Raw genomic sequence first — 13,484 nt, forward strand, 5'->3', positions numbered from 1 at the left:
TGAACTAATCATTGATCCTTTTTCTACATTTTATAAAGAATTTTACTCTTCTTCATTGGTCGCTTTCTCGGCTGCAGGAGCAGCTGGTTTGGAAGACTTGCTTCTACGACTTCTTCTGGTGGACTTTTTGGCACCAGCTTCTAGCTTATAGGTTTCATTGAAATCAACCAATTCGATCATCGCCATGTCGGCGTTATCACCCAATCGATTACCCATTTTAATGATCCTGGTGTACCCACCTGGACGATCACCTACCTTAGCCGCCACCTCACGGAACAATTCCGTAACAGCTTCCTTGCTTCTTAACTTTTCAAAAGTAAGTCTGCGGTTGTGCGTGGTATCTTCTTTTGATTTGGTCACCAAAGGCTCGACAAATTGCTTCAATGCCTTTGCTTTTGCCACTGTAGTATTGATGCGCTTGTGCTCGATCAATGAACAGGCCATATTGGCCAACATCGCCTTGCGGTGCGCTGTTTTTCTACTTAAGTGATTTCCTTTTTTTCCGTGTCTCATTGTATTATATCTTCTTGAACCAGTCCAGGACTAGTCACGGTCTAATTTATATTTTGCTAGGTCCATTCCGAAGTTAAGACCCTTTACATTTACCAACTCCTCCAATTCAGTCAAAGACTTCTTACCGAAGTTTCTGAACTTCATAAGATCGTTTTTGTTGTAGGACACCAAGTCACCCAAGGTCTCTACCTCTGCAGCTTTCAAACAGTTCAATGCACGAACTGAAAGCTCCATATCAACTAGTTTAGTCTTGAGCAGTTGACGCATGTGCAAGCTCTCCTCATCATAGGTTTCAGTCTGCGCAATCTCGTCTGCTTCCAGCGTAATTCTCTCATCAGAGAACAACATAAAGTGGTGGATCAGAGTTTTGGCAGCCTCAGTAAGGGCATGCTTAGGGTGGATACTACCATCAGTGATAATTTCAAAAACCAATTTTTCAAAGTCGGTCTTTTGCTCAACACGATAGTTTTCGATACTATACTTTACATTTTTGATTGGAGTAAAGATAGAGTCGATAGCGATAGTACCGATTGCGGCATTGGGATTTTTGTTCTCTTCTGCAGGAACATAACCACGTCCTTTTTCAATTGTCAATTCTAAATTGAGGTTGACATTACTCTCTGTATTACAGATCACCATTTCAGGATTCAACACCTGAAAACCAGAAATATGCTTTTGCATATCACCAGCAGTAAACTGATCTTTTCCAGAGAAGCTTACGTTAACAACTTCACTGTCCACTTCATCAATCTGACGTCTGAATCGAACTTGTTTAAAGTTCAAAATAATTTCAGTTACATCTTCCACTACGCCCTCAATGGTTGAAAACTCGTGATCAACTCCTTCAATTCGGATAGAAGTTACTGCAAAACCTTCCAAAGAAGATAAGAGTACTCTTCTAAGCGCATTACCAACGGTAAGTCCGTAACCTGGTTCTAGCGGCCTGAATTCGAATTTACCTTCGAAGTCAGTGGAATCAATCATGATTACTTTATCCGGCTTTTGGAAATTTAATATGGCCATAAGATTACTTAAATGTGTTGGTTATTATTTAGAGTACAATTCAACGATCAACTGCTCCTTGATATTTTCAGGGATCTGCAAACGTTCTGGGACAGAAACAAAAGTTCCGGTCAAGTTTGCCTTGTTGAAAGTAATGTAGTCATAAACGTGCTCGTTGCTAGAAAGTGCATCATCGATCGCTGTCAAAGACTTGGACTTTTCACGCACCGCTACCTCGTCACCTGGCTGAAGCTGGTAAGAAGGGATGTTGACCAATTGGCCATTTACGGTGATGTGTCTGTGTGAAACCAGCTGTCTGGCACCTCTTCGAGATCTGGCCAGACCCATTCTGTACACCACGTTGTCTAAACGCGACTCGCAAAGTTGAAGCAATACTTCACCGGTAATTCCAGTGCTACGTACGGCTTTCTCAAACATCAAACGGAATTGCTTTTCAAGGATACCGTAAGTGTACTTTGCTTTTTGTTTTTCTTTGAGCTGAACTGCGTATTCAGACTCTTTTCCACGGCGTCTTGCGTTACCGTGCATTCCCGGAGGATAGTTCTTCTTCTCCAGCGCTTTACTAGGGCCAAAAATCGGTTCTCTAAATCTACGTGCGATTTTTGCCTTAGGACCTCTATATCTTGCCATTTTAAAAAATTATTGTGAGCGGTGTGTTACGAATTCAGGTCGATATCCTTCGGTAACCATATAACCACTCGATATTAATAGATAATTATACTCTTCTTCTTTTCGGTGGACGACAACCATTGTGTGGTAGTGGCGTCACATCGATAATCTCAGTAACTTCGATACCAGAGTTATGAATGGAACGGATGGCGCTTTCACGTCCGTTTCCTGGCCCCTTCACATAGGCTTTTACCTTGCGCAAACCAGCTTCATGTGCTACTTTGGAACAATCCTCAGCCGCCAATTGTGCAGCGTAAGGGGTGTTTTTCTTAGAACCACGGAAACCCATTTTTCCTGCAGAGGACCAAGCGATCACTTCTCCTTTTTTGTTGGTAAGGGAGATCAAAATATTGTTGAAAGAAGAAGAGATGTGTGCCTCTCCTACGCTATCAACGACTACCTTACGTTTCTTTGCTACTGTTTTAGACTTTGCCATATCAGTTACTTATTATTTGGTTGCTTTTTTCTTGTTGGCAACCGTCTTACGTTTTCCTTTACGAGTACGAGAGTTGTTTTTGGTACGCTGACCTCTCAATGGAAGTCCTGACCTGTGACGGATTCCTCGATAGCAACCGATATCCATCAAACGCTTGATGTTGATCTGAGTTTCGGATCTCAATTCACCTTCTATGGTAAATTCACCTATAGCTGCACGAATTTTTCCGATTTCGTCATCATCCCACTCGTTTACCTTTTTGTCTAGGCCAACACCTGTAGATTCAAGAACCTCTTGAGCGCGACTTCTACCTATACCAAAAATGTAAGTCAATGCTACTTCTCCACGTTTATTTTTAGGTATGTCTACCCCTGCAATTCTAGCCATAGCTTAACCTTGTCTTTGTTTAAATTTTGGATTCTTTTTGTTGATGACATAAAGACGCCCTTTGCGACGTACAATTTTACAGTCAGCACTTCTTTTTTTAACTGATGCTCTTACTTTCATAATTAGTATCTATAAGTGATCCTTGCTTTTGTCAAATCGTAAGGACTCATTTCTAATTTTACTTTATCTCCAGGTAAAAGTTTTATATAATGCATGCGCATCTTACCTGAAATATGCGCAGTGACTACGTGACCATTTTCGAGCTCTACCCTAAACATTGCGTTGGATAATGCCTCGATGATGGATCCGTCTTGTTCTATTGCTGGTTGTTTTGCCATTATGCTACTGCTTTTCTATTTTTCCCAGTCTTGATCAAACCATCATAATGACGATTGAGTAGATAGGAATTTATTTGTTGCATTGTATCAATCGCAACCCCCACCATAATTAGTAACGAGGTACCACCGTAAAACAAAGCCCATGCTTGATTAACCCCCATAAGAGAGATAACGGCTGGAAATATCGCTACAGCAGCAAGAAACAAAGACCCAGGTAATGTGATCTGGGACATGATCCTATCCAAATATTCTGAAGTCTCAGTTCCAGGACGTATACCCGGAATAAATCCTCCGTTGCGTTTTAAATCGTCAGCCATCTTATTAGTAGGAACCGTGATAGCAGTATAAAAATAAGTAAAGACGATAATCAATAATGCGAAAGTCAAGTTGTACCAGAAACCAAATATATCGCTATAAGCAGCTCCGATTGACTTCGCCCATTCAGCTTCCATTTGACCTATGGCCGATGGAACAAACATGATTGCTTGCGCGAAGATGATAGGCATTACCCCAGAGGCATTAAGCTTGAGTGGGATATACTGTCTTGAACCGAAAACATTCTTTTCGTACCCACCAGTGGCTGTACGTCGTGCATATTGCACAGGTATTCTTCTTACTCCCATGACCAAGAACACACAGGCCGCGATCACTAACAACCAAATCACCAATTCGATAACAATTAAAAACAAGCCACCCGTACCATCAAATCGGGCAACTGTTTCCTGAGCAATAGCTTGGGGAAGGGTTGCAATAATTCCCACCATAATCAATAGTGAGATACCGTTCCCAATTCCTTTATCTGTGATCTTTTCTCCCAACCACATGGCAAACACACATCCAGTTACCAAGATAATTGTGCTTATAACCAGGAACAAAGTTTGTTGATCTTTCATCATAAAGGCAGATTCCGGAACTCCTAATGTATCCAGAGTCAACAAATAACTTGGTGCTTGAATCAAACAAATACCAATGGTCAGCCATCGTGTAATTTGGTTAATTTTTCTTCTACCAGATTCACCTTCCTTCTGCAATTTCTGCAGATACGGAATAGCGATACCCATTAATTGAACAACAATACTGGCAGAAATGTATGGCATAATACCTAGTGCAAATACAGAGGCCTTTGCAAAGGCTCCCCCAGTAAAGGCATTCAATATCCCGCCAATTCCGGTTGAAAAATTAGACGCAAAACCACTAAGCTCCGTTGAATCAATTCCAGGCAACGTGATTTGGGCACCAAACCTATAAACAAGAAGTAAACTGAAAGTCATAATAATACGATCTCTCAGTTCTTCTATCTTCCAGACATTTTTTAAGGTTTCAATTAATTTCATCCGGTACGATTATACAGTTTGTGCTTGTCCTCCTGCTTTTTCTATAGCAGCTTTCGCGGAAGCGGTAAATTTATGAGCCGTTACATTAACGGAAGCTTTGATCTCACCACGACCAAGAACCTTGACCATATCGTTTTTCCCAACAATACCTTCAGCGATCATGTCATCCACAGTAATAGTGTCTGAAAGACGACCTGCTTCGTGGTAAGCCTGGATAACATCAAGGTTGACTCCAGCATATTCCTTACGATTGATATTAGTGAAACCAAATTTAGGCACACGTCTTTGAAGCGGCATTTGACCTCCTTCAAAACCGATCTTTTTAGAATATCCAGAGCGCGACTTGGCTCCTTTATGACCACGGGTAGCTGTTCCTCCTTTTCCAGAACCTTGACCTCTACCTATAATCTTACCTGCTTTCTTAACAGATCCTTCAGCCGGTTTTAAGTTATTTAAACCCATTGTAAATATTTTTAAGCCTTCTCTACAGAGACTAAATGTGAAACTTTTGCAATCATACCTTGTATCACAGAATTATCTTCATGCTCCACAACCTGATTCATTTTGCGCAAGCCTAATGCGAGCAAGGTCTTCTTTTGTCTAGAAGTCCTGTTGATCGCGCTGCGTACTTTTTTTACTTTTAACTTTGCCATCGTAGTAGGGATTATCCGTTAAATACTTTATCAATTGAGATACCACGTTGCTTTGCTACGGTCTCTGCGCTGCGCAATTGTAACAGTGCATCAAAGGTAGCTTTTACCACGTTATGTGGATTGGAAGATCCTTGGTTTTTACTCAATACATCATGAACACCTACAGCTTCCAATACGGCACGAATAGCACCACCTGCGATAACTCCAGTACCCGTTGAAGCAGGCATTAGAAGAACACGCGCTCCACCAAATTTACCTTTCTGCTCGTGCGGAATGGTTCCGTTTTTCAATGGAATTCTAACCAAGTTCTTTTTGGCGTCTTCAACAGCCTTAGCAATGGCTTCAGAAACTTCTTTGGATTTTCCAAGTCCGTGACCTACAACTCCATTTTCATCACCTACAACGGTAATCGCAGAGAAACCAAAGGCACGTCCACCCTTAGTCACTTTTGTAACACGTTGAACACCGACAAGACGGTCTTTTAAATCCAAGCCACCTGGCTTAACTACTTCTACGTTTTTATATTTTTGGTACATTATCCTAAATGTTTCAAATTAAAATTTAAGCCCAGCTTCTCTTGCTCCTTCTGCAAGGGACAACACGCGGCCGTGATACAAATATCCACCACGATCAAAAGAGACTGCCTCAATTCCCGCTGCTTTTGCCTTTTCGGCTACAGCTTTTCCAACTTCCTTGGCGACATCTTTTTTAGGGGAGTTGGAATCCAACTCTCTTGAAGATGCAGCAGCGATAGTCACTCCATCCACATCGTTAATCAATTGGGCATAGATTTCCTTATTACTTCTGAAAACCGAAAGTCTAGGACGACTTGAAGTTCCAGTAACAGTTCTACGCACTCTCTTGCGGATTTTTTCTCTTCTTGCTGACTTTGAAAATGCCATAATAACTATAAATTATGCTGATTTACCAGCTTTTCTTCTAATGATTTCACCCACAAACTTGATTCCTTTTCCTTTATAAGGCTCTGGCTTGCGGAATTCCCTAATCTTGGCAGCTACTTGTCCTACCAATTGCTTGTCAAAGGACGTCAACTTAACGATAGGGTTTTTACCTTTTTCTGACACAGTTTCCACCTTGACCTCTGGTGCAATATCCAAGATGATATTGTGAGAGAAGCCTAGCGCCAAATCAAGTTTTTGTCCTTGATTGGAGGCACGATAACCTACTCCTACTAATTCCAATTCCTTGGTAAAGCCTTCAGACACGCCTTGAACCATATTTTGGATCAGTGAGCGGTATAAACCATGCTTGGCTCTATGATCTTTTGCATCAGACGGGCGCGAAAGTACAACATTATCACCATCTACTTCAATATTAATATCAGAATATGGCTGGGAAAGTTTTCCCAACTTACCTTCGACATTAATTGTGTCGTTTTCAATCTTTACTGTTACACCAGCAGGTATAGCTACCGGACTTTTTCCTATTCTAGACATAGCTGTTTATTAATATACGTAACACAAAACTTCACCACCTACATTCTCAGAGCGAGCCTGCTTGTCTGTCATAACACCTTTAGAGGTAGAAATGATCGCTACACCCAAGCCGTTAAGCACACGTGGAAGTTCGTTTGCACCAGCATACTTACGAAGACCTGGCTTCGACAGACGCTGTAAATCTTTAATTACCGACTCTTTGGTATCGCGGTCGTATTTCAAAGCGATTTTAATATTCTGCTGTGCCGAAGTGTCTTCAAACTTGTAGCTCAAGATATAACCTTGGTCAAACAAGATTTTGGTGATCTCCTTCTTTACTTTGGAAGCAGGGATATCTACCACTCTGTGATTGGCACGCACTGCGTTTCTAATTCTAGTTAGATAATCTGCGATTGGATCTGTATTCATAATAATATCTTTAAGCCGTTACCAACTAGCCTTTTTAACTCCTGGGATTAAACCTTTATTTGCCATTTCCCTGAACAGTACACGAGAAATACCAAATTGTCTCATATAACCTTTAGGACGTCCTGTCAACTTACATCTGTTGTGCAATCTAACGGGAGAGGCATTTTTTGGAAGCTTTTGTAATGCTTCATAATCTCCAGCTTCCTTTAGAGCTTTGCGCTTTTCAGCGTACTTGTCTACTAGTGCTTGACGTTTGCGCTCACGCGCTTTCATTGATTCTTTTGCCATCTCTTCTTAGTTCTTTTTGAAAGGTAATCCTAATTCAGCAAGTAAAGATTTAGCCTCTTTATCAGTGTTTGCTGACGTTACGAAGGCGATATCCATACCCGCAATCTTATTTACCTTATCGATGTTGATTTCAGGGAAAATGATTTGCTCAGTGATTCCCAGGTTGTAATTTCCACGACCATCAAAACCATCAGCTTTAATCCCTTGGAAGTCTCTTACACGTGGAAGCGCTACAGTTACCAAACGATCCAAAAACTCATACATGCGCTCTCCCCTCAACGTAACTTTGGCACCAATAGGCATCCCCTTACGTAATTTAAAGGAAGCCACATCCTTCTTGGAAAGTGTAGCTACAGCTTTCTGACCTGTAATGGCAGTCAACTCTTCTACTGCATAATCGATCAATTTCTTATCAGCAACAGCTGCACCGACACCACGGCTCAAAACGATCTTCTGCAACTTAGGGATCTCCATTACATTCGAGTAACCGAATTCCTCCTTAAGAGATGCGCTGATACGCTCTCTATATTCTTCCTTAAGTCTAGGTATATACGACATGTTATATAGCTTCTTTTGTTGTTCTGGCAATACGTGTCTTCTTACCACCTTCTACATCATAACCTACCCTGGTAGTTTTACCATTCTTGTCAATCAGTGCTAGGTTGGATACATGCAAAGGAGCTTCCATTTCCTTGATCCCACCCTGCGGATTTGCAGCGCTGGGCTTTTCGTGTTTGGAAACCATATTTACACCTTCTACGATCGCTTTATTCTTCTCAATAAACACTTTGGTCACCTTACCTTCTGCACCTTTGTGCTCACCGGCAAGAACACGAACGGTGTCTCCTGTTTTGATTTTTAACTTTGCCATAATTTCTTGTTATAGTACTTCTGGAGCAAGTGAAACAATTTTCATGAATTGCTTATCACGCAACTCACGGGCAACTGGACCAAAAACACGAGTACCTCTCATATCAGATGTTGGATTCAACAGCACACATGCGTTGTCGTCAAATCTGATGTAAGAACCGTCTGGTCTTCTTACCTCTTTTCTGGTACGCACCACAACAGCTGTAGAGACGGCACCTTTTTTAATGTTACCATTGGGAGTAGCTTCCTTAACGGATACAACAATTTTGTCTCCTACAGAGGCATAACGTCTTTTAGTTCCTCCCAGAACTCTGATACACAAAACCTCTTTGGCTCCGGTATTATCTGCAACCTTTAATCTTGATTCCTGTTGTACCATTACTTAGCTCTTTCTATGATTTCTACTAATCTCCAGTTCTTAGACCTACTCAAAGGACGGGTTTCCATGATGCGTACGGTATCACCTTCGTTACACTCGTTCTTCTCATCATGAGCTACGTACTTCTTAGTCTTTAGTACGAACTTTCCGTACATAGGGTGCTTTTGTCTTTTAACCTCGGCAACGACGATACTCTTATCCATCTTGTTGCTCTTTACAACCCCAATACGCTCTTTTCTTAAATTTCTTGTCTCCATGTCGTACTATTTGTTATTGATAGCAGTCTTGATTCTTGCAATAGTCTTGCGCAGTTTAGTAATCTGCGAAGGATTATCAAGAGGTGACATACTATGAGTCCTCTTGAGGTCACCGTAAGCTGCCTGTGATTCTGCCAGCTTGTCCTTTAACTCATCCAGTGAGTAATTCTTTACTTCTGATTGTTTCATGACTCAATATTATTCTTGATAATCGCGAGCGACTATGAATTTGGTTTTAACGGGCAACTTTTGAGCTGCAAGCCTCAAAGCTTCCTGGGCTGTAGCCAATGGCACACCAGATACCTCAAAAAGGATACGTCCTGGTTTAACAACGGCTGCCCAATACTCCACATTACCTTTACCTTTACCCATACGTACCTCAAGAGGCTTTTTGGTAATCGGCTTGTCTGGGAAAATTTTGATCCAGATAGATCCTTCCCTTTTCATATAACGTGTAGCTGCAATACGAGCTGCTTCAATCTGTCTTGAGTTAATGAAATTAGAATCCAAAGATTTAATTCCAAAAGTCCCGTAGGCTAGCTGGTTACCGCGTCCAGAGTCACCTTTCATGCGACCTTTTTGCTGCTTTCTGAATTTTGTTTTTCTAGGTTGTAACATTTCTAGCTATTATTATTTTCTACGACGACGGTTTCCTCCACGACCAGAGCCACCACCTTTGTTTCCTTGTTGTTTCTTGGCAAGTCCTACAAGCGGAGACAACTCACGCTTACCGTACACTTCACCTTTCATGATCCAAACTTTCACACCTATTCTTCCATAAGTGGTATGAGCTTCAACCAATGCATAATCAATATCTGCACGGAAGGTAGAAAGGGGAATACGTCCATCTTTATAAGACTCTGAACGTGCCATTTCAGCTCCGTTCAAACGACCAGAGATCTGTACTTTAATACCCTCTGCATTCATTCTCATTGCTGCAGCGATAGCCATTTTGATGGCACGACGGTAAGAGATACGATTCTCGATCTGTCTAGCGATACTAGCACCGACCAAATGTGCATCCAATTCTGGACGCTTGATCTCATGGATATTAATTTGAACATCCTTACCAGAGATCTTCTTCAGCTCTTCCTTCAATCGATCAACTTCCTGACCACCTTTACCGATAATGATACCAGGTCTAGCGGTAGTAATTGTGATAGTAACTAACTTCAAAGTACGCTCGATGATCACACGAGATACACTGGCTTTAGAAAGACGTGCGTGAATATACTTTCTGATTTTATCGTCTTCAGCAAGTTTATCACCATAGTCGTTTCCACCGTACCAGTTGGATTCCCATCCTCTGATGATCCCTAAACGATTTCCTATTGGATTTGTTTTTTGTCCCATACCTGTTTTAGTTAGCCTCTACGTTATTGGTTTGACCTAACACAAGAGTAACATGGTTTGATCTTTTTCTAATTCTGTGCGCTCTTCCTTGCGGCGCAGGACGCAATCTCTTCAACATGCTTCCGCTGTCTACTCTGATCTCCTTGATAAAAAGACCAGCTTCGGCTGGATCAGCATCTTCATTCTTTGCCTGCCAGTTAGCGATGGCACTCAACACCAACTTATCCAATCTTCTGGCTGCCTCTTTGGAAGAAAACTTAAGAATGTTCAATGCATCCTCAACCTTCTTACCTCTGATGATATCGGCCACTAATCTCATCTTTCGAGGAGATGTCGGACAGTTATTCAACTTGGCCATTGCCCATTGGCTTTTTGCCTCTCTCAGCTTTTCGGCCGATTCTCTTTTACGAACTCCCATAGCCTATTATTTTTTTCCTTTGTTCTTTGCACCACCGTGACCTCTATAAGATCTCGTCGGTGAAAATTCACCAAGTTTATGTCCAACCATGTTTTCCGTAACGTATACTGGTACAAACTGACGTCCGTTGTGTACGGCGATGGTTTGTCCAACAAAATCTGGAGTGATCATAGATGCACGTGACCAGGTTTTGATTACCGATTTTTTTCCAGACTCAACATTTTGAGCCACCTTAGCTTCCAGCTTATGAAATACGTAAGGTCCTTTTTTTAATGAACGAGCCATAATTTATTTCTTTCTACGTTCTAATATATATTGAGTACTCGCTTTATTGAGGTCACGTGTGCGATAACCTTTTGCAGGTATACCGTTACGCGATCTAGGATGCCCTCCAGAGGCACGACCTTCCCCACCACCCATTGGGTGATCTACCGGGTTCATCGCTACTGGACGTGTTCTAGGTCTTCTACCCAACCATCTTGATCTACCGGCTTTACCACCTACGATCAATTGATGATCAGAGTTAGAAACCGCACCGATGGTTGCAAGACACTCCTGAAGAATTAATCTGGTTTCACCAGATGGCATCTTAACTGTTGCATACTTACCCTCACGAGCCATTAATTGTGCAAAAGAACCAGCACTACGAGCAATGATCGCTCCTTGACCAGGTCTTAATTCGATACAACTAATGATCGATCCTAGAGGAACCTGAGAAAGCTTCATTGCGTTACCCACATCTGGTGTTGCAGTTTCACCGGAAACAATGTTCTGACCTACTTGCAAACCATTTTGAGCAATAACATATCGCTTCTCACCATCCTGATAGTTCACCAAAGCAATAAAAGCAGTCCTGTTTGGATCATACTCAATGCTAGCAACCGTTGCAGGAACTCCGTGACGATCTCTTTTAAAATCAATCATACGGTAGCGGCGTTTGTGACCACCACCTTTGTAACGCATCGTCATACGACCGCTAGCGTTACGACCACCTGAGCGTTTTTTCGGAGCGAGCAAGCTCTTCTCCGGCTTATCAGTCGTGATGGCGTCGTAGCCATTCACAACTCTAAATCGCTGCCCAGGAGTAACAGGTTTTAATTTTCTTACTGACATTATAGTCTTTTATTATAGATTACTATAAAGGTCGATGGTATCTCCATCCTTCAGTTGTACAAATGCTTTTTTACGAGCAGATGTTTTACCAACTTGTATCCCTGATTTAGTGTATTTAGTATTGCGATCAATACGCGTGTTCATGGTTCTTACTTTAACCACAGTCACGCCATAAGTCGCTTCAACTTCGTTTTTGATTTGAACTTTATTTGCCTTGGGAGACACTTCAAAACCGTAACGATTTAGCAACTCACTATCGCGGGTTGCCTTTTCTGTAATGATAGGTTTTATTAAAATGCTCATGGCCTTATTTACTTAAAGTTTCTTGAATTCCTTCTAGCGAACCCTCTAAAACAACAACATTTGCTGCATTTAGAATCTTGTAAGTGCTTAATTCTGAGCTAGTTATAACATCAGAGCGCTTCAAATTTCGCGAAGACAAATATACGTTTTTATTTGATTCACCCAAGATAAAAAGGGATTTTTTGTCAGCAAGTCCCAAATCCTGAATTACCTGGATAAAATCCTTGGTTCTTGGCGCCTCAAAATTAAAGTCCTCAACCACGTGAAAATTACCTTCAGCCACCTTCTGACTCAACGCACTTTTACGTGCCAAACGCTTTTGTCCTTTGTTTAGTTTGAAGGAGTAGCTTCTTGGTCTTGGACCAAAAATACGCCCACCTCCTCTAAAGATCGGAGACTTGATAGAACCAGCACGCGCGGTACCAGTACCTTTTTGTTTCTTGATCTTACGCGTACTTCCAACAATGTCAGCACGTTCTTTGGCGGCATGGGTTCCCTGACGCTGATTGGCCAAGTACTGCTTTACATCCAAATAAATGGCATGCTCACTAGGCTCGATTCCAAACACCTCATCAGACAGTTCTACCTGACGACCTGTTTCTTTTCCTTTGATGTCTAATACTGCTACCTTCATTATTTCTGTACGATTACATAAGAGTTCTTGTGACCAGGCACACATCCTTTCACCACCAGTAGGTTCTTTTCAGCCACTACTTTCAATACTCTTAAATTTTGAACTTTTACTTTTTCATTACCCATCTGACCGGCCATGCGCATTCCTTTGAATACACGTGCTGGATAAGATGCAGCACCAATGGATCCTGGAGCTCTCAAACGGTTGTGCTGACCGTGGGTTTGCTGTCCAACACCACCAAAACCGTGACGTTTTACAACTCCCTGGAAACCTTTTCCTTTTGAAGTTCCTGATACATCGACAAATTCACCTTCAGTGAACATCTCTACAGTGATACTATCACCTAGTTTGTACTCCTCATCAAAACTTTTGAATTCGGCAACCTTTCTCTTGACAGCAGTACCAGCTTTCTTAAAGTGACCTTGAGCCGCTTTTGAAGCATTCTTGTCTGATTTGTCATCGAAACCTAGTTGCAGGGCAGCATAGCCGTCCACATCTTCAGTTCTGACTTGGGTAACAACGCAAGGACCTGCCTCGATGATCGTACATGGTATGTTTTTACCATTCTCGTCATAGATGCTAGTCATTCCGATTTTTCTTCCTATTAACCCAGACATATTTAAAAAATTAATTGTTGTTTGAAATATTTAA

28 protein-coding genes are annotated in these 13,484 nt (G+C 41.6%); all 28 read right to left on the reverse strand.

Features of this window, described 5'->3' with window-relative positions; all coding sequences use genetic code 11:
- Positions 1-42 precede the first annotated feature (42 nt).
- The 28 genes from rplQ to rplC all read right to left on the reverse strand — a co-directional run bounded on the left by rplQ (position 43) and on the right by rplC (position 13,450).
- Positions 43-513, reverse strand: coding sequence for a 50S ribosomal protein L17 (gene rplQ / locus EGM47_RS07125; protein ID WP_124980084.1), 471 nt, complete (start codon positions 511-513; stop codon positions 43-45).
- A gap of 30 nt (positions 514-543) precedes the next feature.
- Positions 544-1,536, reverse strand: a complete 993-nt coding sequence (locus tag EGM47_RS07130; protein ID WP_124980085.1) for a DNA-directed RNA polymerase subunit alpha — start codon at positions 1,534-1,536, stop codon at positions 544-546.
- Positions 1,537-1,560: 24 nt separating this feature from the next.
- Positions 1,561-2,166, reverse strand: coding sequence for a 30S ribosomal protein S4 (rpsD, locus tag EGM47_RS07135; protein WP_124980086.1), 606 nt, complete (start codon positions 2,164-2,166; stop codon positions 1,561-1,563).
- 85 nt (positions 2,167-2,251) lie between these two features.
- Positions 2,252-2,641: a 30S ribosomal protein S11 gene (gene rpsK / locus EGM47_RS07140; protein WP_124980087.1), complete on the reverse strand. Its 390-nt coding sequence runs from the start codon at positions 2,639-2,641 to the stop codon at positions 2,252-2,254.
- 12 nt (positions 2,642-2,653) lie between these two features.
- Entirely contained in the window at positions 2,654-3,028 is a 375-nt protein-coding gene (gene rpsM / locus EGM47_RS07145; protein WP_124980088.1) for a 30S ribosomal protein S13, read from the reverse strand.
- Between the two features lie 3 nt (positions 3,029-3,031).
- Complete coding sequence (gene ykgO / locus EGM47_RS07150) at positions 3,032-3,148, reverse strand: type B 50S ribosomal protein L36 (protein WP_009779203.1); 117 nt, start codon at positions 3,146-3,148, stop codon at positions 3,032-3,034.
- A 2-nt stretch (positions 3,149-3,150) separates the two neighbouring features.
- On the reverse strand, positions 3,151-3,366 hold the full coding sequence (gene infA, locus EGM47_RS07155; RefSeq protein WP_008613577.1) for a translation initiation factor IF-1: 216 nt from the start codon (positions 3,364-3,366) through the stop codon (positions 3,151-3,153).
- Entirely contained in the window at positions 3,366-4,700 is a 1,335-nt protein-coding gene (gene secY / locus EGM47_RS07160) for a preprotein translocase subunit SecY (RefSeq protein WP_124980089.1), read from the reverse strand. The genes infA and secY overlap by 1 nt, the downstream gene beginning before the upstream one ends.
- Positions 4,701-4,709: 9 nt before the next feature.
- On the reverse strand, positions 4,710-5,162 hold the full coding sequence (gene rplO, locus EGM47_RS07165; RefSeq protein WP_124980090.1) for a 50S ribosomal protein L15: 453 nt from the start codon (positions 5,160-5,162) through the stop codon (positions 4,710-4,712).
- An 11-nt stretch (positions 5,163-5,173) separates the two neighbouring features.
- The gene (rpmD, locus tag EGM47_RS07170; RefSeq protein ID WP_124980091.1) at positions 5,174-5,353 is read right to left on the reverse strand and encodes a 50S ribosomal protein L30; all 180 of its coding nucleotides are present in this window, start codon (positions 5,351-5,353) and stop codon (positions 5,174-5,176) included.
- 11 nt (positions 5,354-5,364) lie between these two features.
- Complete coding sequence (gene rpsE, locus EGM47_RS07175; RefSeq protein ID WP_124980092.1) at positions 5,365-5,889, reverse strand: 30S ribosomal protein S5; 525 nt, start codon at positions 5,887-5,889, stop codon at positions 5,365-5,367.
- A gap of 18 nt (positions 5,890-5,907) precedes the next feature.
- Positions 5,908-6,255, reverse strand: a complete 348-nt coding sequence (gene rplR, locus EGM47_RS07180) for a 50S ribosomal protein L18 (protein WP_124980093.1) — start codon at positions 6,253-6,255, stop codon at positions 5,908-5,910.
- 12 nt (positions 6,256-6,267) lie between these two features.
- Positions 6,268-6,810 carry a 50S ribosomal protein L6 gene (rplF, locus tag EGM47_RS07185; RefSeq protein WP_124980094.1) on the reverse strand — a complete coding sequence of 181 codons (543 nt, stop codon included), beginning with the start codon at positions 6,808-6,810 and terminating at the stop codon, positions 6,268-6,270.
- A gap of 9 nt (positions 6,811-6,819) precedes the next feature.
- On the reverse strand, positions 6,820-7,218 hold the full coding sequence (rpsH, locus tag EGM47_RS07190) for a 30S ribosomal protein S8 (protein WP_124980095.1): 399 nt from the start codon (positions 7,216-7,218) through the stop codon (positions 6,820-6,822).
- A gap of 18 nt (positions 7,219-7,236) precedes the next feature.
- Positions 7,237-7,506: a 30S ribosomal protein S14 gene (gene rpsN / locus EGM47_RS07195; protein ID WP_124980096.1), complete on the reverse strand. Its 270-nt coding sequence runs from the start codon at positions 7,504-7,506 to the stop codon at positions 7,237-7,239.
- A gap of 6 nt (positions 7,507-7,512) precedes the next feature.
- Entirely contained in the window at positions 7,513-8,064 is a 552-nt protein-coding gene (gene rplE / locus EGM47_RS07200; RefSeq protein ID WP_124980097.1) for a 50S ribosomal protein L5, read from the reverse strand.
- Between the two features lies 1 nt (position 8,065).
- Positions 8,066-8,377: a 50S ribosomal protein L24 gene (gene rplX, locus EGM47_RS07205; protein ID WP_124980098.1), complete on the reverse strand. Its 312-nt coding sequence runs from the start codon at positions 8,375-8,377 to the stop codon at positions 8,066-8,068.
- Between the two features lie 9 nt (positions 8,378-8,386).
- Entirely contained in the window at positions 8,387-8,755 is a 369-nt protein-coding gene (gene rplN / locus EGM47_RS07210) for a 50S ribosomal protein L14 (RefSeq protein ID WP_124980099.1), read from the reverse strand.
- Positions 8,755-9,012 carry a 30S ribosomal protein S17 gene (rpsQ, locus tag EGM47_RS07215; protein ID WP_124980100.1) on the reverse strand — a complete coding sequence of 86 codons (258 nt, stop codon included), beginning with the start codon at positions 9,010-9,012 and terminating at the stop codon, positions 8,755-8,757. The genes rplN and rpsQ overlap by 1 nt, the downstream gene beginning before the upstream one ends.
- 6 nt (positions 9,013-9,018) lie before the next feature.
- Positions 9,019-9,201: a 50S ribosomal protein L29 gene (rpmC, locus tag EGM47_RS07220; protein WP_124980101.1), complete on the reverse strand. Its 183-nt coding sequence runs from the start codon at positions 9,199-9,201 to the stop codon at positions 9,019-9,021.
- Positions 9,202-9,210: 9 nt separating this feature from the next.
- A complete protein-coding gene (gene rplP, locus EGM47_RS07225; protein WP_124980102.1) occupies positions 9,211-9,630 on the reverse strand; it encodes a 50S ribosomal protein L16 in 420 nt (139 codons plus the stop codon).
- A gap of 12 nt (positions 9,631-9,642) precedes the next feature.
- Positions 9,643-10,365, reverse strand: coding sequence for a 30S ribosomal protein S3 (gene rpsC / locus EGM47_RS07230; RefSeq protein WP_124980103.1), 723 nt, complete (start codon positions 10,363-10,365; stop codon positions 9,643-9,645).
- Positions 10,366-10,372: 7 nt separating this feature from the next.
- Positions 10,373-10,783: a 50S ribosomal protein L22 gene (rplV, locus tag EGM47_RS07235; RefSeq protein WP_124980104.1), complete on the reverse strand. Its 411-nt coding sequence runs from the start codon at positions 10,781-10,783 to the stop codon at positions 10,373-10,375.
- A 6-nt stretch (positions 10,784-10,789) separates the two neighbouring features.
- A complete protein-coding gene (gene rpsS / locus EGM47_RS07240; protein WP_124980105.1) occupies positions 10,790-11,068 on the reverse strand; it encodes a 30S ribosomal protein S19 in 279 nt (92 codons plus the stop codon).
- 3 nt (positions 11,069-11,071) lie between these two features.
- A complete protein-coding gene (gene rplB, locus EGM47_RS07245) occupies positions 11,072-11,896 on the reverse strand; it encodes a 50S ribosomal protein L2 (RefSeq protein WP_124980106.1) in 825 nt (274 codons plus the stop codon).
- A 12-nt stretch (positions 11,897-11,908) separates the two neighbouring features.
- The gene (gene rplW, locus EGM47_RS07250) at positions 11,909-12,199 is read right to left on the reverse strand and encodes a 50S ribosomal protein L23 (RefSeq protein ID WP_124980107.1); all 291 of its coding nucleotides are present in this window, start codon (positions 12,197-12,199) and stop codon (positions 11,909-11,911) included.
- Positions 12,200-12,203: 4 nt separating this feature from the next.
- Entirely contained in the window at positions 12,204-12,833 is a 630-nt protein-coding gene (rplD, locus tag EGM47_RS07255; protein ID WP_124980108.1) for a 50S ribosomal protein L4, read from the reverse strand.
- Positions 12,833-13,450 carry a 50S ribosomal protein L3 gene (gene rplC, locus EGM47_RS07260; RefSeq protein ID WP_124980109.1) on the reverse strand — a complete coding sequence of 206 codons (618 nt, stop codon included), beginning with the start codon at positions 13,448-13,450 and terminating at the stop codon, positions 12,833-12,835. Before rplC ends, rplD begins: the two co-directional genes overlap by 1 nt.
- Positions 13,451-13,484 lie beyond the last annotated feature (34 nt).

Source organism: Nonlabens xiamenensis, assembly GCF_003865345.1.
Classification (GTDB): Bacteria; Bacteroidota; Bacteroidia; order Flavobacteriales; family Flavobacteriaceae; genus Nonlabens; species Nonlabens xiamenensis.